15 protein-coding genes are annotated in these 19462 nt (G+C 59.0%); 11 read left to right on the plus strand and 4 right to left on the minus strand.

What is annotated here, in order from left to right:
• Nucleotides 1-92: 92 nt before the first annotated feature.
• Nucleotides 93-524, plus strand: coding sequence for a DUF1489 family protein (locus LCM21_RS12365; RefSeq protein WP_224890876.1), 432 nt, complete (start codon nucleotides 93-95; stop codon nucleotides 522-524).
• Here the strand turns inward: LCM21_RS12365 and hisG are convergent, their stop codons facing one another.
• Genes hisG through hisS form a run of 3 tightly spaced genes read right to left on the minus strand, consistent with a single transcriptional unit; the run spans nucleotide 525 to nucleotide 3829 of the window.
• Entirely contained in the window at nucleotides 525-1214 is a 690-nt protein-coding gene (gene hisG / locus LCM21_RS12370; protein ID WP_224890877.1) for an ATP phosphoribosyltransferase, read from the minus strand.
• Complete coding sequence (locus LCM21_RS12375; RefSeq protein ID WP_224890878.1) at nucleotides 1211-2299, minus strand: ATP phosphoribosyltransferase regulatory subunit; 1089 nt, start codon at nucleotides 2297-2299, stop codon at nucleotides 1211-1213. The genes hisG and LCM21_RS12375 overlap by 4 nt, the downstream gene beginning before the upstream one ends.
• A 3-nt stretch (nucleotides 2300-2302) precedes the next feature.
• On the minus strand, nucleotides 2303-3829 hold the full coding sequence (hisS, locus tag LCM21_RS12380) for a histidine--tRNA ligase (protein WP_224890879.1): 1527 nt from the start codon (nucleotides 3827-3829) through the stop codon (nucleotides 2303-2305).
• A 129-nt stretch (nucleotides 3830-3958) separates the two neighbouring features.
• Here hisS and LCM21_RS12385 point away from each other — a divergent pair, with 129 nt between their 5' ends.
• Nucleotides 3959-4153, plus strand: a complete 195-nt coding sequence (locus LCM21_RS12385; protein ID WP_068340971.1) for a SlyX family protein — start codon at nucleotides 3959-3961, stop codon at nucleotides 4151-4153.
• 91 nt (nucleotides 4154-4244) lie between these two features.
• Here the strand turns inward: LCM21_RS12385 and dnaE are convergent, their stop codons facing one another.
• A complete protein-coding gene (dnaE, locus tag LCM21_RS12390; protein ID WP_224890880.1) occupies nucleotides 4245-7745 on the minus strand; it encodes a DNA polymerase III subunit alpha in 3501 nt (1166 codons plus the stop codon).
• A gap of 344 nt (nucleotides 7746-8089) precedes the next feature.
• On the opposite strand from dnaE, the gene xdhA reads away from it, so the two are divergent.
• The 9 genes from xdhA to LCM21_RS12435 all read left to right on the plus strand — a co-directional run bounded on the left by xdhA (nucleotide 8090) and on the right by LCM21_RS12435 (nucleotide 19400).
• Nucleotides 8090-9451: a xanthine dehydrogenase small subunit gene (gene xdhA / locus LCM21_RS12395; protein WP_224890881.1), complete on the plus strand. Its 1362-nt coding sequence runs from the start codon at nucleotides 8090-8092 to the stop codon at nucleotides 9449-9451.
• Nucleotides 9448-11850 carry a xanthine dehydrogenase molybdopterin binding subunit gene (gene xdhB / locus LCM21_RS12400; protein ID WP_224890882.1) on the plus strand — a complete coding sequence of 801 codons (2403 nt, stop codon included), beginning with the start codon at nucleotides 9448-9450 and terminating at the stop codon, nucleotides 11848-11850. Before xdhA ends, xdhB begins: the two co-directional genes overlap by 4 nt.
• On the plus strand, nucleotides 11850-12785 hold the full coding sequence (xdhC, locus tag LCM21_RS12405) for a xanthine dehydrogenase accessory protein XdhC (RefSeq protein ID WP_224890883.1): 936 nt from the start codon (nucleotides 11850-11852) through the stop codon (nucleotides 12783-12785). Before xdhB ends, xdhC begins: the two co-directional genes overlap by 1 nt.
• The gene (locus LCM21_RS12410) at nucleotides 12782-14299 is read left to right on the plus strand and encodes an ABC transporter ATP-binding protein (protein ID WP_224890884.1); all 1518 of its coding nucleotides are present in this window, start codon (nucleotides 12782-12784) and stop codon (nucleotides 14297-14299) included. Before xdhC ends, LCM21_RS12410 begins: the two co-directional genes overlap by 4 nt.
• Nucleotides 14300-14337: 38 nt before the next feature.
• Nucleotides 14338-15420, plus strand: a complete 1083-nt coding sequence (locus tag LCM21_RS12415; protein ID WP_224890885.1) for an ABC transporter permease — start codon at nucleotides 14338-14340, stop codon at nucleotides 15418-15420.
• Between the two features lies 1 nt (nucleotide 15421).
• Nucleotides 15422-16342 carry an ABC transporter permease gene (locus LCM21_RS12420; protein ID WP_224890886.1) on the plus strand — a complete coding sequence of 307 codons (921 nt, stop codon included), beginning with the start codon at nucleotides 15422-15424 and terminating at the stop codon, nucleotides 16340-16342.
• 31 nt (nucleotides 16343-16373) lie between these two features.
• Nucleotides 16374-17447, plus strand: coding sequence for a BMP family ABC transporter substrate-binding protein (locus tag LCM21_RS12425; protein WP_224890887.1), 1074 nt, complete (start codon nucleotides 16374-16376; stop codon nucleotides 17445-17447).
• 229 nt (nucleotides 17448-17676) lie between these two features.
• Entirely contained in the window at nucleotides 17677-18750 is a 1074-nt protein-coding gene (locus LCM21_RS12430; RefSeq protein ID WP_224890888.1) for an NAD(P)/FAD-dependent oxidoreductase, read from the plus strand.
• Nucleotides 18747-19400: a DUF938 domain-containing protein gene (locus LCM21_RS12435; RefSeq protein WP_224890889.1), complete on the plus strand. Its 654-nt coding sequence runs from the start codon at nucleotides 18747-18749 to the stop codon at nucleotides 19398-19400. The genes LCM21_RS12430 and LCM21_RS12435 overlap by 4 nt, the downstream gene beginning before the upstream one ends.
• The last annotated feature ends 62 nt before the right edge of the window (nucleotides 19401-19462 follow it).

Here is a 19462-nt window from a genome sequence, read left to right on the forward strand (position 1 = left end):
CCCAAATCACACCCTCGCCACAACACCTTGATGGCAGCGCCCAGCAGTCTACAATATAAAGATGGTCTTCGGGACGACTCTGTGGGAAAGCTGTGGATAAATACGTTAATCTCATAAAACTTTCGGTTGGCTCAGAAAGCGTTGACAGCCTGATTGCGTGGCAGGACAGCTATCGCCAGCGGTTCGATGACGGTCTGCCCCGCCACGTCACCCGCATGTGGCCGAAACGCGAGGCCGAGATACTGAATGGCGGATCAATCTACTGGGTGATCAAAGGCGTCGTCCAATGCCGTCAGCGCATCCTTCGTTTGGATGAGGTGCGGGGTGAGGACGGAATCCGCCGCTGCGCCATCGTTTTGTACCCAGATGTTGTCCGCACACAAAACGCCCTAAAGCGCCCTTTCCAAGGGTGGCGTTATCTGCAACCGGAAGATACTCCAGCCGATCTGCCAAAAAGTCGCGCGCAAGACGACACGCTGCCCGATGATCTGAACCGCGCGCTGGCGGAAATCGGTGTGTTGTAATCAGGCAAGACGATCCAAAAGCTCGGATAACACGGCCTTGTCTTCAGGGTCATAGCTGGCGACCCGGCTGCGCCACAACGTTGCCTGAGACCGCAGGATCAACCCATCTGACAAAATCTTCAGGTGGTTGGCGCGCAAGGTTTCACCCGTCGATGTGATATCCGCAACCGCCTCAGCCGTTTCATTCATCACTGTGCCCTCGGTCGCACCCTGACTGTCGACCAGAGTGTAATCGGCCACGCCCGCATCTGTCAGGAACTCACGCACCAGCCGGTGGTACTTCGTTGCAATCCGCAACCGATGGCCGTGAACCTTGCGGAATGCGGCGGCCACGGCATCAAGATCGTCCAGCGTATCGACATCCACCCAACAGGCTGGTGTCGCGATGATAAGATCGGCCTTGCCGAACCCAAGTTGCGAGACTTCTTCGACCTGCTGTTCCCAACGCGGCAGTTTCTCTTGCACCAGATCAATACCGGTGACGCCCAAATGTATGCGCCCTGCGGCCAGTTCGCGCGGCATTTCCCCCGCGGACAGCAAGATCAGAGAAACGCCATCAATCCCTTCAACCTTGCCGGCATATTCCCGGTCCGATCCGCTGCGCGACAGAACAATCCCGCGCTTTTCGAACCACGCAAAGGTCTTTTCCATCAACCGGCCCTTGGAAGGCACGCCCAGTTTCAAACTCATTGCGCAGCCTCCTCGATTTCCAGCATCAGGTCGGGGCGCAGCACGCCGCCCACGGCGGGGATTTCGGCACCGTTACCCAATTGTCGGGTCAGCGCATCATAGCGCCCGCCAGTGGCAATCGGCGGCAGATCGGGGCGACCCTCGGCGTAAAAGCCGAAGACAAACCCGTCATAATACTCCATCGAAGTACGTCCGTAGGCGGCCTCAAAATCCAGGCGCGCGACGTCCACACCGCGTGCTTGCAGCGCGGCTACCCGCGCCTCAAGCCGATCAAGCGCCTGCGTAATCTGCGGCAGGTCTACCGCCACGTCGCGCAATTGCTCCAATGCAAAGGGCATGGTTTCGCGCACGTTCAATAGGGTCTCCAACCCTGCCAATTCGCTATCGGCGATCGGCGGCGTATCTCGGTCCTCGCGCAGGGCTTCGATCCGTGCCTCTATCTCGGCAACGCGGCGCTTGCCGATAAGCGAGGCGTCCGTTGCCAGCGGATCGTCAGCATCCAGCAGAGCGTCCCGCCCCTCGGGCGCGGGTTTGCGCCCGGCGAACCGCTCCAGCAGAGTTCGAAAGCGACGCGGGCGCCACAGGTGCCGCATCAACGCCGCCTTACGTCGGTCCGTGGTACGCAGCCCCTGAACCGCCGCCGTCAGAATGCCAATATCCCCGGTTGCCGCGCGCAGCGGTAGGCCGCGCAACTGGAGCGCAAAAAGCGAGAACACCTCGGCATCCGCGCCCGAAGGATCGTCACGGTCAAAGACCTCGTATCCGACCTGAATGTATTCGTTGGACCGATCCGGGTTGAGCTCTTGCCGGCGGAACACCTCGCCGGAATAGGTATAGCGCGCGGGCTCGGCCCCGTCTGCCATGTGCATCTGCACCACCGGCAGGGTGAAGTCGGGACGCAACATCTGCTCACCCCGCAGCGCGTCCGACGTCACATAAGCGCGGGCCCGGATGTCTTCTCCGTATAGGTCCAGCAACGTCTCTGCCGGTTGCAGCAGCGGCGGATCGACAACCTGCGCGCCCGCGGCCTCGAACCGGACGCGCATCATGGCCGCGCGGGCCTGAATCTGAGAACGATTAGCCATAACCTAGCCCTGACTGTCCAGAATTTCGCGAACCTTGGCGACCAGATCACCACGCGGCACTTCGAACTGGCTGGGGCGTTCTTTCCATTCCTCAAGCGTCGCGCTTTCGGCGATCTTGGCGCCAAGGATCAAATCTTTGATCTGAACGATGCCATTGGCCTTTTCGTCGCCGCCTTCGATCACGGCAATCGGCGAGTTTCGCTTATCCGCATATTTCAACTGATTGCCAAAGTTCTTGGGGTTGCCCAGATAAACTTCGGCCCGAATGCCTGCATTGCGCAGCTCGGCCACCATCGCCTGATAATCCGCCATGCGATCGCGATCCATGACAGTAACAACGACAGGCCCCTCGGCCTGCGCGCTGATCCGTCCTTTTTCACGCAGAGCAGCCAGCAAGCGGTCAACCCCGATTGAAATTCCAGTCGCAGGTACTTCCTGCCCGGTGAAGCGTTTGACCAGATCGTCATAGCGCCCACCGCCTGCAACAGACCCGAACTGCCGCTTGCGGCCTTTTTCATCGAAGATCTCGAATGTCAGTTCGGCCTCGTAGACCGGGCCAGTGTAATAGCCGAGGCCACGCACGACCGAAGGGTCGATGACGATGCGGTCCGCACCATAGCCTTGGGCATGCAATAAGGATGCAATCTCTTCCAGCTCCTTAATACCGTCTGCACCAATCGGGCTTTCACCAACCGCTTTTCTCAGGTTGTCCAGAGTTTCTTTTGTACTTCCGCCCCTTGACGTCAGAAACGCAATTACCGGCTCTGCTTGCTCGCTCGAAAGCCCCACTCCTTCTATGAAGGCCCCAGAACTGTCTTTTCTACCGACGGTCAGCAATTCGCGCACTCCATCGACGCCAACTTTGTCGAACTTATCAATTGTTCGGAGAACTGCATCTCGCTTCTCGGCGGTATCGTAAATTGCGCCAAGGTGTTCTCTTTCGTCCTCGGATTCAAAACCAAACACGGAGTGCAGTACGCCCGTCAGAACCTTCCGGTTGTTCACTCGGATCAAGTAATCACCGCGTGGAATCCCCACCGTCTCGAGCGTATCGGCCAGCATCGCGCAAATCTCGGCGTCCGCCGCCATCGAAGCGGTACCCACCGTGTCCGCATCACATTGATAAAACTGGCGATACCGCCCCGGACCGGGCTTTTCATTCCGCCAAACCGGCCCCATCGCATAGCGGCGATAGGGCGTAGGCAGATCATTGCGATGTTGCGCATAGACGCGGGCCAAAGGCGCGGTCAGGTCATAGCGCAGGGCCATCCAATCGCCCTTGTCGTTCTCGTCGACCTCCTGCCACGCAAACACGCCTTCGTTCGGGCGGTCCACGTCGGGCAGGAACTTACCCAGCGCCTCAACCGTTTCGACCGCGCTGCTCTCAAGCGCGTCAAAGCCATAGCGATGATAGACATCCGCAATAGCCCGCAGCATTTCAGTGCGCTGCGTGACTTCCTGGCCGAAATAGTCACGGAACCCTTTTGGCGTTACGGCCTTGGGGCGGGGCTGTTTCTTGGGCTTGGCCATGTGGGGCGTCCTTGGGAGTATCCTTGTTCCGCGCGCGGTCTATCCCATGCCCCGCATCGGGGCAAGGTACGCTTTCGCTGGCCTTGGACTGCCGGGGTCGCTATGACCGGCTCAAGACAGGAGATCCCAATGCAGCATCTGGAAGAGCAGATCGCCCACCTGACCCGCACAGTCGACGAACTGAACACAGTTGTCACCCGCCAACAAGGCGATATCGACCGTCTGGCGCGACGGGTCGAAATGCTGCTTCAGCGCGAGGCTGATCGTGCGCAGGAAGGCTCGGGCGGGGTCGTGTTCGGAGACGAACGCCCGCCGCATTACTGAACGTCTTTCAGCCCCAGCGTGGTTTTCACCGCGTTGTCGATGAGGCAAGCTTTTGGCCAGAGCTAGTCAATCCCGGCGCCAATCCGGCGCGTCAGATTTCCTCGACCAAGCTCACGCCGTCCAGCGATTTGATCGCGCCCTTGATCTGCGGATTGATGGGGAAATCCTGACCCAGATCCATCTCGACATCTCCGGGCAAACCGGGGTCCAGCAGGCAGATGTGGATCGGGCCTTTGGCAGCCCGTTTGGCGGCACCGGCGGCATCCTCAAGCACCTTGGCAACGGTCGGCAGCACTTCGGGCACGTCCACGAATATGCGTAACCCCGTGGCACCTGCCTCGGCCACGACGGAATCCGCCGGACCCACCGAACGCGCCAGCAACTTCAACTGATCGGATTCCATCGTAGCCTCAGCCGACAGAACCACCTGCGCCCCGGTTTCAAGAAACTCACGCGACTTCTCAAGCGTTTCCGAGAACAGCGTGACCTCATATGCCCCTGTCGGGTCGGACAATTGCGCAAAGGCAAAGCGGTTGCCTTTGGCCGATTTCCGTTCCTGCCGCCCGGCGACAACACCCGCCATTTTGGCAATGAACGGACCCGAGCGCGCTTTTTCCGTTACGTCGTCAAGCGTCATGACCTGCTTGCGCTTCAGCGCGGGCATGTAATCATCCAGCGGGTGACCGGACAGGTAAAACCCGATGGCTTTGAACTCTTCGCTGAGGCGCTCTGCCGGCAGCCAGTCCGCCGTGGGCGACAGGCGCGGTTCGGGCAGATCATCACCCGCCTCACCAAACAGCGACACCTGGTTCGAATTCTTCTGGTCATGGATCGCCGCCGAATACTGCACCAGTGGATCGAGGCTTTCGAAAACGCGGCGGCGGTTCTTGTCTAGCTCATCGAACGCTCCGGCCCGTGCCAGCATCTCCAACGGGCGTTTGCCAACTTTCTTAAGATCGACCCGGCGGGCAAAGTCGAACAGGTTGACAAAAGGTTTGCCCCCACGCCCCTCGACGACGAGGTTCATCGCTTCGACGCCTACGTTTTTCAAAGCGCCCAGCGCATAGACAAGTTGCCCGTCTACCACGTCAAACGTGGCGATTGACCGGTTCACACAAGGTGGAACATAGGGCAGCTCGAGCCCCTTGCGCACCTCTTCGAAGTACACAGCAAGTTTTTCGGTCAGGTGGATATCGCAGTTCATGACACCGGCCATGAACTCGACCGGGTGGTTCGCCTTTAACCAGCCGGTCTGATAGCTGACCACCGCATAAGCCGCCGCGTGGGATTTGTTGAAACCATAATTGGCGAATTTCTCAAGCAAGTCGAACACCTCGGACGCCTTCTTGGCATCCACGCCGTTCTCTGCCGCGCCCTTTTCGAATTTGGGGCGCTCGGCATCCATCGCCTCTTTTATTTTCTTGCCCATCGCGCGCCGTAGAAGGTCAGCGCCGCCAAGGCTATACCCCGCCATGACCTGAGCGATCTGCATCACCTGTTCCTGGTAGACGATGATGCCTTGGGTTTCCTCAAGGATATGGTCGATCAGAGGATGGACCGAAGTGATCTTGCGTTGGCCGTTCTTGACCTCGCAATAGGTCGGGATGTTCTCCATCGGGCCGGGGCGGTACAGCGCCACAAGGGCGACGATATCCTCGATACAGGTTGGCTTCATGCGCTTGAGCGCATCCATCATGCCCGAGCTTTCAACCTGGAAAACCGCCACAGTCTTGGCTGCGGAATAGAGCTTATACGTCGCCTCGTCATCCAGCGGGATCGCGTTGATCTGATTTTCGGCCCCCTCAGCCGGTTCATACAGCTCGGTCCCATCCGCCGCGACATGCAGAGGCCGCCCGGACTTGAAGATCAGATCCATTGCGTTCTGGATCACAGTGAGCGTCTTCAGGCCCAGAAAGTCGAACTTCACCAACCCGGCCTGTTCCACCCACTTCATGTTGAACTGGGTCGCGGGCATGTCCGAGCGCGGATCCTGATAAAGCGGCACCAACGCATCCAAAGGACGGTCCCCGATCACCACACCCGCCGCGTGGGTTGAGGCGTTGCGTAGCAGCCCTTCAACCTGTTGGCCGTAGGTGAGCAGACGATCGACCACCTCTTCATTCCGTGCCTCTTCGCGCAAACGCGGCTCGTCTTTCAGCGCCTTTTCGATCGAAACCGGTTTGACGCCTTCCACCGGGATCATCTTGGACAGGCGATCCACCTGCCCGTACGGCATTTGCAAAACCCGTCCGATATCACGCACGGCGGCCTTCGATAGTAAGGCACCAAAAGTGATGATCTGCCCCACCTTGTCGCGTCCGTATTTCTTTTGAACATAACGGATCACTTCCTCACGACGGTCCATGCAGAAGTCGATATCGAAATCTGGCATCGAGACACGCTCGGGGTTCAGGAACCGTTCGAACAGCAAGCTGTAGCGCAACGGGTCAAGGTCGGTGATCGTCAGTGCATACGCCACCAGCGACCCAGCCCCCGAACCCCGCCCCGGCCCAACCGGAATGTCATGGTCTTTGGCCCATTGGATAAAGTCGGCAACGATCAGGAAATAACCCGGAAACCCCATGCCTTCGATAATATCCAGCTCGAAATCCAACCGTTCCTGGTATTCCTCGGGCGTTACTGCGTGCGGGATGACAGCCAAGCGTTTCTGCAGACCTTCATTGGCGATGCGGCGCAGCTCGGCCACCTCGTCGTCAGCGAATTTCGGCAAGATCGGATCGCGACGATAGGCCATGAAGGCGCAGCGCTTGGCGATCTCAACCGTGTTTTCGATCGCTTCGGGCAGGTCTGCGAACAGCGTCGCCATCTCTTGTTGGGACTTGAAATAATGCTGCGCCGTCAGGCGGCGGCGACCCTGCTGCTGATCGACATAGGCCCCTTCGGCAATACAGATCAGCGCATCATGGGCTTCGTACATATCCGAGGTCGGAAAATAGACGTCATTAGTGGCGACCAAAGGCAGGTTCTTGGCGTAGGCCATCTCGACATGGCCGCGTTCAGTCAAACGTTCGGCCTCGGGCTGGCCATCCTCACCGGGATGGCGCTGCAATTCCACGTATAGGCGATCCGGGAACATCGCTGCCAGCCGATCCACCAGCACCTCGGCCGCCGGGCGTTGGCCTTGTTGCAGCAAACGGCCTACCGGCCCGTCTGGTCCGCCGGTCAGGCAGATCAAACCATTCGAGCGTTCGGCCAGCTCCTCAAGCGTGACCTGCGGCAACTGCCCGCCCTTGTCTACGTATAGACACGAACTGAGCTTCATAAGGTTCTCATACCCCGTCTCGGATTGCGCCAGTAACACCAGCGGCGCGGGTGCCTTGGGCTTTTCACCCGGCTGGGCCTGCACAAAACACAGATCCACCTGACAACCCATGATCGGCTGCACCCCCGCCCCGCTTGCAGTGACCGAGAATTCCAGCGCCGAGAACATGCTGTTGGTGTCCGTAACGGCGACGGCGGGCATCTCCATCTGCTCGCACAGGGCGGGCAGCTTTTTCAGCCGCACGGCCCCTTCCAGCAGGGAATATTCAGTATGAACGCGAAGGTGGATGAATCGAGGTGTACTGCTCATGCCGCCTACGCTACCCCAGCCAGCAGCGCGGCAAAAGCGGGAACCGACGCTTTTGGATGTTTAAAAAATCAGCACCTATTGTTCGGCTTTTTCAGAAGGTGCTTCGGCAGGGGCTGCTAGGTCAGAACGGAAAACGCATTGGTTTCAAATGGCTGAATGGTTCGGAAAACAGGCATTACCCTATCGATTGGTCGTAATCATGCATAGCATAATCAGTTTTTCTTGCCAGATAACCTGCCCTGTTTCTAACATCGAACGGCAAGCTATACGCCCGCCACTCTTTCTACGTCGCATCGAAGGAGGGCACCGCAGGGCGCAACCGGGTAAGGCGACGGGTTTCTCGAATGAATATCACGTTTCTTCTGAACGGAGAGACAGTTGAGCTGGCGGATGTCGATCCTACAGCCACACTGCTGGACTGGCTGCGCGAGGATCGCGGCCTGACCGGCACCAAGGAAGGCTGCAACGAAGGCGACTGCGGCGCCTGCACCGTAATGGTGACTGACACAGATGGGGCCAAGGCACTGAATTCCTGCATTCTGTTTCTGCCGCAGTTGCACGGCAAAGCAGTCCGCACCGTCGAGGGGGCCAGCGGCCCGAACAATGAACCCCATCCGGTACAACAAGCAATGGTGGACCTTCACGGCTCGCAATGCGGGTTTTGCACGCCCGGTTTCGTGATGTCGATGATTGCAAGCCACGCAAATGGCGCAACAGATCACGATACGCAGCTTGCCGGGAACCTGTGCCGCTGCACCGGCTACGCGCCGATCATCCGCGCAGCGGAAGCGGCTGAGGCCCAGCCTGTCCCCGTCTGGGTCAAGGACAAGCCCGTCGCTACGTCAGCCGCGCCGACCATGTTGCCCGGTTCGTCTGACGAATTGGCCGCCTTATATGCAAACCAGCCGGATGCCACCCTGGTCGCAGGTGCGACCGATGTAGGCCTGTGGGTCACCAAGCAGCTGCGCGATCTGACCCCGGTGATCTTTCTGAACCGCTGCGAGGATCTGAAAGAGATCACGATCACCGAAGACGAAATCGGCTTTGGCGCCATGGTGGACATGAACCGAATGGGCGAGGCGCTGGCCGATCTGCACCCCTCTTATGCCGAGATGATCCGCCGTTACGCCAGCGTTCAGGTCCGGCACGCCGCGACCGTCGGCGGGAATATCGCCAATGGCTCACCCATCGGGGACAATCCGCCTGCATTGATCGCGCTTGGCGCGACCCTTCACTTGCGCCATGGGGATAGGCGCCGGTCTATCCCGCTGGAGAATTTCTTTATCGACTACGGCAAGCAAGATCGCGGCCCCGGCGAATTCGTCGAAGCCGTCAACTTCCCGCGCCAGCCGGATCGTCTGAAGTGTTACAAACTCAGCAAAAGGTTCGATCAGGATATCTCGGCCGTATGCGGGTGTTTCAACATCACCATTGCAGAGGGCACCGTTACTGATGCGCGCATCGCGTTTGGCGGCATGGCCGGCACTCCAAAACGCGCCTCAAACGTTGAGGCCGCTTTGATCGGCCAACCGTGGACGCCCCAGACCATTCAGGCGGCATTGCCTGCTTTTGGAACGGACTATGCCCCACTTACGGACATGCGCGCCTCGGCCACCTACCGGCTAGAGACGGCCAAAGCGATGCTGGAAAGATACTTCCTTGAAGATCAAGGTGAAGTGACAAACGTGCTGGAGGTGTCAGCATGAGCGTGACCAAGGCTCTGCCTCATGACGCGGCCCCCCTGCATGTCTCTGGTGTGGCGCGATACGTCGACGACATCCCCACGCCAAAAGGAACGCTGCACCTGGCGTTTGGCCTCAGTCCGATTGCCAAAGGCAGAATTACCGCGATGGACTTGTCGGCTGTAGAGGCCGCGGACGGCGTGGTCATGGTCATGACCGCCAGCGACCTGCCTTTTGCCAACGATGTCTCACCGTCGATCCACGATGAACCGCTGTTATCAGATGGCACCGTTCACTATATCGGCCAGCCCGTATTTCTGGTCGTTGCGACCAGTCATTTGGCCGCGCGCAAAGCAGCGCGTCTGGGCAAGATCGACTATGACAAAGAGACGCCGATCCTGACGATCGAAGACGCCCTTGCCGCTGACAGCCGGTTCGAAGACGGTCCGCGAATCTATGCCAAGGGCGATGCGGATGCCGCCATTGCCGGCGCGGCACACGTGATCGAAGGCTCGTTTGAACTTGGCGGGCAAGAGCATTTCTATTTGGAAGGACAGGCCGCCTTGGCGGTTCCGAATGAAGGTGCGGACATGCTGGTGCATTCCTCGACCCAGCATCCAACCGAGATTCAGCACAAGGTGGCCGATGCTTTGGGCGTTCCGATGAACGCCGTCCGGGTCGAAACCCGCCGTATGGGCGGGGGTTTTGGCGGCAAGGAAAGCCAAGGCAACGCTTTGGCCGTCGCTTGCGCCGTTGCAGCGCGGGCCACCGGCAAGACCTGCAAAATGCGATATGACCGCGATGATGACATGATCATCACCGGTAAACGCCACGCCTTCCGCATCGCTTACAAGGCTGGGTTTGATGAGAATGGCCATATTCAGGGCGTCTCGTTCCACCATTACGTCATCTGCGGCTGGGCACAGGACCTGTCCCTGCCCGTCGCCGACCGCGCAATGCTGCACTCGGACAATGCCTATTTGCTGCCGAATGCCCGGATCGAAAGCCACCGCCTAAAGACCAATACCCAATCCGCCACCGCCTATCGCGGGTTCGGCGGCCCTCAGGGAATGGTTGGGATCGAGCGGGTCATGGACCACGCGGCCTATGAATTGGGGCTGGACCCCGTCGAATTGCGTCGTCGCAACTATTATGAGCCCGCAAACGCAGTAACCGAACATGCACCCGCCGAAAAACCGCTGGGTCATCCCGATCCGCATGAAGACCTGACCAGCCGTGGTGCTGTTGAAACCGGGAACGCTCCGGTGCGTCCTTTGCCTGCCGGTGGCAATACCACGCCCTACGGCATGGAGGTTAGCGACTTTGAGCTTCACGGTATGACCGAGGCGCTTTTGAAGTCCAGCGACTATGTCGCGCGCAAAGCGGCCATCCAGAAATGGAATGCCGCGAACCGCGTGATCAAGAAGGGTATCGCCTTTTCCCCGGTCAAGTTCGGCATTTCCTTCACGCTGACCCATCTGAATCAGGCGAGCGCCTTGGTGCACGTCTATCAGGACGGCTCGGTCCACCTGAACCACGGCGGCACCGAGATGGGCCAAGGGCTGTTCCAAAAAGTCGCGCAGGTCGCTGCGTCGCGCTTTGGCATTCCATTGGAGATGGTGAAGATCACCGCCACGGACACCGCGAAGGTGCCCAACACATCAGCCACCGCGGCATCATCCGGCAGTGACCTGAACGGAATGGCAGTGAAAGCTGCGTGCGACACGATCCGCGACCGAATGGCCGAGTATCTCGCTGAACGCCATCAGGCCGATCCATCGACTGTCATCTTCTCCGAAGGCACCGTTTCGGTCGGTGAAGAACGCTATACCTTTGCCGAAGCCGCAGCCCTTGCCTATCAGGGCCGGATCAGCCTGTCGGCAACCGGGTTCTACAAAACCCCGAAGATCGAGTGGGACCGGATCAAGGGGCGCGGCCGCCCGTTCTTTTACTTCGCCTATGGCGCGGCTGTGACCGAGGTCGCGATCGACACCATGACCGGGGAAAACCGCATCCTGCGCACGGATATCCTGCATGACGCGGGCGCCTCGCTGAACCCCGCGCTGGACATCGGGCAGGTCGAAGGCGGCTATGTGCAAGGTGCCGGCTGGCTGACGACCGAGGAACTGATCTGGGACGATACCGGCAACCTGCGGACGCATGCGCCGTCGACTTACAAAATTCCCGCCTGCTCGGACCGGCCGGATGTCTTCAACGTCGCGCTGTGGGAGGGTGAGAATCGCGAGAACACGATCTATCGCTCGAAAGCGGTGGGTGAGCCGCCCTTCATGCTGGGCATTTCGGCTTGGTTGGCGCTGTCAGATGCGGTAGCGGCCTGTGGCGACAGCTATCCGGCGTTGAACGCGCCCGCGACGGCCGAAGAAATCTGGCACGGCGTGCAAAGAATTAAGGGAGGCATTTGATGGGATTTGACCTGGAGGCTTTGAGGGAGGCGGTCAAAACCCACGGGACGGTCACCCGTGTGGTCATCGCTGCGATCAAGGGATCGTCCCCGCGTGAGGTTGGTGCTGCAATGCTGGTTTGGGAGGACGGGCAAAGCGGCACAATCGGGGGTGGCACCCTTGAGTTTCAGGCGACCAAAGCCGCGCGGTTGCAAACATCGCAAATTAAGCTGACCCACCATGTGCTTGGGCCCGAGATGGGACAATGCTGCGGTGGCGCGGTGTCGTTGTTAAGTGAGGTCTATGACCGTGAGGCCGTAGACGCGCTGGACAAAGCCGTTATCGCACGGTCAGCGAAGGATGGTGACATGCCTTTATCCGTCAAACGCCTGCTGGCATCCGCCCGCAGCCAAGGCATCGCACCCGAGCCGCAACTGGTTGATGGCTGGATGGTTGAACCGGTGCACCAACCCACGCGCAATCTGTGGATCTGGGGCGCAGGCCACGTTGGCCGCGCGCTGGTGGATGTCCTGTCCCCACTGCCCGATCTGGCGATTACCTGGGTCGATACCACGCAAGATCGGTTCCCGGACAGCATTCCACCCGGTGTAACCGCGATTCCGGCTGCCAAACCGGCGGCGCTGGTCCATCATGCACCACGTAGTGCCGAGCATCTTGTGCTCACCTATTCTCATAATCTGGACCTGGAACTGTGCAACAGGCTGCTTTCGCACGATTTCCGCTTTGCTGGCCTGATCGGCTCGGCTACGAAATGGGCGCGATTCCGGTCTCGGCTGGCGGCCCTAGGGCATTCACCTGAACGGATAAGCCGGATCACCTGCCCAATCGGTGATCCGTCACTGGGCAAACACCCGCAAATGATCGCCGTTGGCGTCGCCGCGCAAGTGTTGCGCCCGGCCCGGCAGAATGAGTTGAAGAAGGACCTGAGCGCGTGACCACTCCACTCCTAAGTTTGCAGGGGCTGACCAAGGCCTATCCAGGTGTCGTGGCCAATGATCAGGTGTCCTTTGACATTGGTGAGGGCGAAGTCCACGCCCTGTTGGGCGAAAACGGCGCGGGCAAATCGACGCTGGTCAAGATGATATACGGCTTGGTCAAGCCCGACAGCGGCACCATGACGCTTCGTGGCCAGTCTTTTGCGCCTGCTGAACCCAGGGCTGCGCGCGCGGATGGGATCGCGATGGTGTTTCAACATTTCTCGCTGTTCGACGCGCTGAACGTGGCCGAAAACATTGCCTTGGGAATGGAGAACCCGCCTCCGATGGGCGATCTCGCCTCGCGCATTCGCGAAGTGTCCGAGACCTATGGCCTGCCTTTGGACCCTTACCGTACAGTTGGTGACCTATCTGCTGGTGAGCGTCAGCGGGTCGAGATCATCCGGTGCCTTCTTCAAGACCCCAAGCTGTTGATCATGGATGAACCAACCTCGGTTCTGACCCCGCAAGAGGTCAACATCTTGTTCGAAACACTGAACAAATTGCGGTCCGAGGGGACATCCATCCTGTATATCTCCCACAAGCTCGAGGAAATTCGAACGCTGTGTGACCATGCAACAATCCTGCGGCTGGGTAAGAACGTGGGCGAATGTGTCCCCTCACAGACCTCTGCCCGTGATATGGCCGAGTTGATGGTGGGTTCGACCCTGCAAACGCCCGAACGTGCAGGACGTGATTTCGGTGAAACCGCGCTGGATGTCAGCGGATTGTCGGTGCCCTCGCCTTCGGAATTCGGAACCGCGTTGAAAAATGTGCACATGACGGTTCGAAAGGGTGAAGTACTTGGCATTGGCGGGGTTGCCGGGAACGGTCAGGACGAACTGCTGGGCGTGCTGTCCGGTGAAATCCTGACCACCGCGGACGCGATCAAGTTCAATGGAAAGCCCATCGGAAAACTCGGCCCAACAGCGCGCCGCAAGCTGGGCGTTCTGACCGCCCCCGAGGAACGGCTTGGACACGCGGCAGCCCCGGATATGAGCCTGACCGAAAACGCGCTGCTGACCGGGTCGGTCCGCGAGAGTCTTGAGAACAACGGTTTTCTCAAATGGGCCGAAACGAAAAACTTTGCAGAGAAAATCATAAAAGCGTTCGATGTCCGAACCCCCGGCCCCGAGAATGCGGCCCGATCGTTGTCGGGTGGCAATCTGCAAAAATTCGTCATTGGCCGCGAAGTTATGCAAGACCCGGATGTTCTGGTTGTGAACCAGCCAACCTGGGGCGTTGACGCCGCTGCGGCGGCGGCAATACGGCAGGCCATTCTGGATTTGGCCGCCAAGGGTACCGCGGTTGTCTGCATCTCGCAGGATCTGGATGAGCTGATGGAAATCTCGGACAGTTTCGCCGCCCTGAACGAAGGCCGGCTAAGCGCACCGCGCCCGACCTCCGGCCTGACCGTGGATGAGATCGGCCTGATGATGGGTGGCGCTCATGGCATGGAGGTGGCCCATGTCTGAAACACAACAAAAGAGAACAATAACAGGGGGATGAGCGGATGATTGTGTTGGAGAAACGGCCCCAGCCGTCCAAGGCGTGGTCTTATGCCACCCCGTTGGTCGCGGTGGTGGCAACAATGATTTTTGGCGGCGTTTTGTTCGCCATCCTGGGAAAGAACCCGATCGAAGCCATTGGCACCATTTTTTGGGAACCGCTGTTTGGTGAATTTGCCTTCTACTACCGTCCGCAATTGCTGGTAAAAGGCGCGCCGCTGGTGCTGATCGCAATCGGCCTGTCGCTGGGTTTTCGCGCGGGCATCTGGAATATCGGTGCCGAGGGTCAATACATCATGGGCGCTATCTTTGGTGCAGGCGCGGGCTTGGCCTTCTATCCGCTGGAAGCGTTCTATATCTTTCCGATCATGGTGATCGCTGGCGCGTTCGGTGGCTGGCTGTGGGCTTCTATTCCGGCCTTTCTGAAGGTTCGCTTTGGCACTAACGAAATTCTTGTGTCGCTGATGTTGGTCTATGTGGCCGAGCAGATGCTGGCCTCGGTCTCACTTGGTCTGCTGAAGAACCCCGAAGGCTTTGGCTTTCCCGGCTCGCGCAACCTGCAATCCTATGACAGCGCGCATAATGCCGAACTGATTGCCGGATCAGGGATGCACTGGGGCGTCGTAACGGCACTAATCGCCGTGATCTTTGCCTATATCCTGCTGAACCGGCATATGCTGGGGTTCCACATTCGCCTGACGGGTGAGGCCCCTCGGGCGGCGAAATTCGCCGGCGTGAACCCTGCCCGGCTGATCCTGTTCTGTCTGGGTTTGTCCGGCGCTCTGGCAGGTCTGGCGGGGATGTTCGAGGTCTCAGGTCCTTCGGGCGTGGTCAGCATCGACTTCAACGTGGGCTACGGCTTTACCGCGATCATTGTGGCCTTTCTGGGCCGCCTGCATCCGGTGGGCATTCTGCTGGCCGGTGGCCTGATGGCGCTGACCTATATCGGCGGTGAAATCGCACAGTCTCAGTTGGGCCTGCCAGCCGCTGCCATCCAAGTTTTCCAGGGGATGCTGTTGTTCTTCCTGCTGGCTTTCGATCTTCTGACAAACTACCGCATCCGTGCGGCCCGTAGCGAGGTAGCGTAACATGGACCTTGGTGAAATTAACCCCGTCCTTCTAATCGCCTCACTGATGGTGGCCGCAACCCCCCTTTTGCTTGCCGCGATCGGAGAGCTGGTTGTTGAAAAAGCAGGCGTTCTTAACCTTGGCGTCGAAGGCATGATGATCGTCGGCGCAATCAGCGGCTTTTCGATCTCGGTCGAGACGGGCTCGCCCTATTTAGGGTTTGTTGCGGCCGCTGTTGGTGGCGCCGTGTTGTCACTGTTGTTTGTGCTGCTGACGCAGGTGGCGCTGGCCAATCAGGTTGCCAGCGGGTTGGCGTTAACGCTTTTTGGACTGGGCTTCAGCGCCTTGATAGGGCAGGGCTACGTTGGGGTCAAACCGCCCAGCATGGGTGAAATCCATATCCCGGTAATCAGCGATATCCCGGTAATCGGCCCGATCCTGTTTCAGCATGACCCGATCCTCTATGTCGGTATCGGTCTGACTGCCGCCGTCTGGGCGACGCTGAAATACACCCGGGTCGGCCTGATCCTGCGCGCCGTGGGCGAAAACCACGATGCCGCGCATGCGCTTGGCTACAAGGTGATCAAGATCCGCATACTGGCGATCCTTTTCGGCGGAGCCTGCGCGGGCCTTGGTGGAGCCTACATCAGCCTGATCCGCGTCCCACAGTGGACCGAAGGGATGACCGCAGGCGTGGGCTGGATCGCTCTGGCCTTGGTCGTGTTCGCCAGCTGGAAGCCGTGGCGCGCGTTACTGGGTGCCTATTTGTTCGGCGGTATCACCGTGTTGCAGCTTAATTTGCAGGCAGCGGGCGTTGCCATCCCTGTCGAGTATCTGGCAATGTCGCCCTACATCATCACGATCCTTGTGCTCGTGATCCTTTCGGCCGACAAGAGCAGCGCACCTGCCTCACTGGGCCGGATCTTCCATGCCTCTCACTAGGGGCCAACTGAACCAACTTGGGGAGTAACACATGAAATTCACTTCAGTTCTGACAAGCGTCGCCATCGCGCTTGGTCTGGCCACAAGCGCCATGGCCCAAGATAAAACCAAGGTCGGTTTTGTCTATGTCGGCCCCATCGGCGACGGCGGCTGGACCTACGAGCACAACAAGGGTCGCCTGGCCGTCGAAGAACATTTTGGCGACAAGGTTGAAACCGTGTTCGTCGAATCCGTTCCAGAAGGTCCGGATGCCGAACGCGTGATGACTCAGATGGCGCTGGACGGTGCAGATCTGATCTTCACCACGTCATTTGGCTATATGGATCCGACTATTAACGTTGCCAAGAAATTCCCGGATGTGAAGTTCGAGCACGCAACAGGTTATAAGACCGCGCCGAACGTTTCGGTTTATTCTGCTCGTTTTTACGAAGGACGCGCCGTTCAAGGCCATATCGCCGGTAACATGACCGAGTCGAATATCATCGGCTATATCGGCTCCTACCCGATCCCCGAAGTGATCCGTGGCATCAACTCGGCTTATATCCACGCCAAGAAGGTGAACCCGGATGTCGAGTTCAAGATCGTCTGGGCCTACACATGGTTCGATCCGGCGAAAGAGGCTGATGCCGCCACCGTTCTGATCGAACAGGGCGCGGATGTAATCCTGCAGCATACCGACTCGACCGCACCGCAAGCGGCTGCGCAAGAGGCAGGCAATGTGGTAACCTTTGGTCAGGCCTCGGACATGAGCGAATACGCGCCGTTCCCGCGTGTGTCTTCGATCATCGACGACTGGGCGCCCTACTACATCGCCCGGACCCAGGCCGTCATGGACGGCACATGGGAAACCGCCAACACATGGGATGGCATCCGCGAAGGCATGGTTGCAATCGGAGAAATCTCGGACGCCGTACCGGCCGATGTCAAAGAAGAGGCACTGGCGCTGAAAGCCGCAATGGCCGCAGGTGAATACCACCCCTTCACCGGCCCGCTGAAAAAGCAGGACGGCAGCGACTGGTTGGCAGAAGGCGAAGTGGCCGATGACGGCACGCTGGCGGGTATGAACTTCTATGTCGAAGGTCTGGAAGGTGACATTCCGCAATAAGCGGCACCGCAAAAACACCGAAGGGCTGGCTGCTTGGTCAGCCCTTTTTTTCTGCATTACACAGTAGTTTTGGAACGCTTTCGCTCCCTTTGATGCAGGGCGATCAACGCCGCTTTTGGTCAAGCGGCTTGATGCGTTCCAGCAAGACTGCTTTAAGCGTCCAAGCAGGCTCAGGTGGCGGCGTCTTGCTGGCCTGCACCGTTCAATCGAAGCGTACCGCAGAGGACAAATGATTGATTTCCTTGTCATAGGCGGCGGCATCGCTGGCCTGAGTGCCGGCGCGCGCCTGTCAGCCCGTGGGCGGGTGACCGTTCTTGAGGCTGAAGATGCGATTGGCTATCACGCGTCCGGTCGCTCGGCCGCATTGTTTGAACAAAGCTATGGTCCGCCTTCGGTTGTTGCGTTGAACAGTGCCAGCGCGGCGTATCTGCACGATGAGAATGGCGGATACCTTACACCACGCGGTATTTTGTTGGTCGGTCGCAAGGAACAGCAAGCTGCGTTTGAAGCAGATGCTGCCGCGTTGAACATGCGTGCCATTTCTGCGGCTGATGCAATAGATCGCGTGCCCATTCTGGACTCAGACAAACTTGCCTATGCGGCTGTCAGCCAATCTGCATTCGATATCGACACCGACAGGTTGATGCAGGATTTCATCCGAACAATCCGCGCCAATGGTGGTGCGGTGCTGACCAAGGCGCGCGTCACCTCAATTCGGAAAGAAAAGCATTGGATCGTGGAGGCTGGGGATGTTTACGACGCGCGCAAATTGGTGAATGCAGCAGGTCCTTGGGTCGATGAGGTCGCCGCGCTGGCGGGGATCAAACCCATAGGTATTACGCCAAAACGCCGGTCAATGGCGCGCCTGCCTGCCCCTGGTGGACATGACATCAGGGGCTGGCCGATGCTGTTCGGTGTGGGTGAGGCATGGTACGCCAAACCTGATGCGGGCAAACTGCTGGTCTCACCGTCCGAGGCCGAGCCTGTGCCGCCTCAGGACGCATATGCCGACGATATGGTGCTGGCCGAAGGCTTAGCCCGCTACGAAGAGATGGTCACCGAACCCGTCACACGGGTTGAGGCGAACTGGGCCGGGCTGCGCAGCTTTGCACCTGATGGGACGTTGGTGCTTGGCCCCGATCCGGCAGACCCGTCCTTTATTTGGTCGGCGGGTCAAGGCGGGTATGGATTCCAGACCTCGCCTGCCGCGTCGCAACTGGTTGCTGATCTGGCGACAGGTATGACCCCCGATCTTGATACAGAAACCACAGCCGCCCTCAGCCCGGAAAGACTGCGCCGATGATCAAACGAACCCTTCCCCCTAGCGCCAGCGTTGCAACCAAAGGTCAGGACGGGCGGCTTGTTGCCCCCGCTGCGACCCGCAACGCGGATGCACTATGCGGTCTGCTGGTGAAGTGGGCACCGACCGAGGGTCAGGCCTTGGAAATTGCCAGCGGCACTGGCCAGCATGTCAGCGCCTTTGCACATGGCTTGCCCGCCTTGAAATGGCAACCGACCGAAGTTGAGCCCGAACGACGCGCAAGCATCAATTCCTATACCTCGGATTTGCCCAATGTTGCAGAAGCGGTCGCACTGGATGCAACGGCCCCCGGTTGGCATGCGAAATTTTCGGATCAGAACCTTATCGTCTTGATCAATCTGGTGCATCTGATCAGTTGGCCGGAAACGCAGGTGCTGATTGCCGAAGCCGCGCAGACGCTTGCCCCAAAAGGCCGATTTATCCTCTATGGTCCGTTCAAAAGGTCGGGCCGACTGACGAGCGATGGCGACCAGAGGTTCCATGATGCGCTTGTCCAGCAAGATCCGGAAATCGGATACAAGGATGACGGTGACATCGCCAGTTGGATGGCCACCCAGGGCCTGAACGTCCTTGAAGTGGTTGAGATGCCGGCAAACAACCTGACGTTTGTTGCAGAAAAACCTGCTAGCTGATCAAGATCAAAGTCGGGCTCAGCACGCTGCAGCATATCCATATCACATTATGTGAAATGGAA

This window comes from Ruegeria profundi, from assembly GCF_020171505.1.
In the GTDB taxonomy this organism is placed as follows: domain Bacteria; phylum Pseudomonadota; class Alphaproteobacteria; order Rhodobacterales; family Rhodobacteraceae; genus Ruegeria; species Ruegeria profundi.

What these genes read in the sequence shown, in the direction of transcription:
- xdhC (WP_224890883.1), top strand. Translation starts at nt 11,850, where the DNA reads ATGGGATTTGACCTGGAGGCTTTGAGGGAGGCGGTCAAAACCCACGGG.
- LCM21_RS12430 (WP_224890888.1), top strand. Translation starts at nt 17,677, where the DNA reads ATGATTGATTTCCTTGTCATAGGCGGCGGCATCGCTGGCCTGAGTGCC.
- hisS (WP_224890879.1), bottom strand. Translation starts at nt 3,829, where the DNA reads ATGGCCAAGCCCAAGAAACAGCCCCGCCCCAAGGCCGTAACGCCAAAA.
- xdhA (WP_224890881.1), top strand. Translation starts at nt 8,090, where the DNA reads ATGAATATCACGTTTCTTCTGAACGGAGAGACAGTTGAGCTGGCGGAT.
- LCM21_RS12375 (WP_224890878.1), bottom strand. Translation starts at nt 2,299, where the DNA reads ATGGCTAATCGTTCTCAGATTCAGGCCCGCGCGGCCATGATGCGCGTC.
- LCM21_RS12385 (WP_068340971.1), top strand. Translation starts at nt 3,959, where the DNA reads ATGCAGCATCTGGAAGAGCAGATCGCCCACCTGACCCGCACAGTCGAC.
- dnaE (WP_224890880.1), bottom strand. Translation starts at nt 7,745, where the DNA reads ATGAGCAGTACACCTCGATTCATCCACCTTCGCGTTCATACTGAATAT.
- xdhB (WP_224890882.1), top strand. Translation starts at nt 9,448, where the DNA reads ATGAGCGTGACCAAGGCTCTGCCTCATGACGCGGCCCCCCTGCATGTC.
- LCM21_RS12425 (WP_224890887.1), top strand. Translation starts at nt 16,374, where the DNA reads ATGAAATTCACTTCAGTTCTGACAAGCGTCGCCATCGCGCTTGGTCTG.
- hisG (WP_224890877.1), bottom strand. Translation starts at nt 1,214, where the DNA reads ATGAGTTTGAAACTGGGCGTGCCTTCCAAGGGCCGGTTGATGGAAAAG.
- LCM21_RS12420 (WP_224890886.1), top strand. Translation starts at nt 15,422, where the DNA reads ATGGACCTTGGTGAAATTAACCCCGTCCTTCTAATCGCCTCACTGATG.
- LCM21_RS12435 (WP_224890889.1), top strand. Translation starts at nt 18,747, where the DNA reads ATGATCAAACGAACCCTTCCCCCTAGCGCCAGCGTTGCAACCAAAGGT.
- LCM21_RS12415 (WP_224890885.1), top strand. Translation starts at nt 14,338, where the DNA reads ATGATTGTGTTGGAGAAACGGCCCCAGCCGTCCAAGGCGTGGTCTTAT.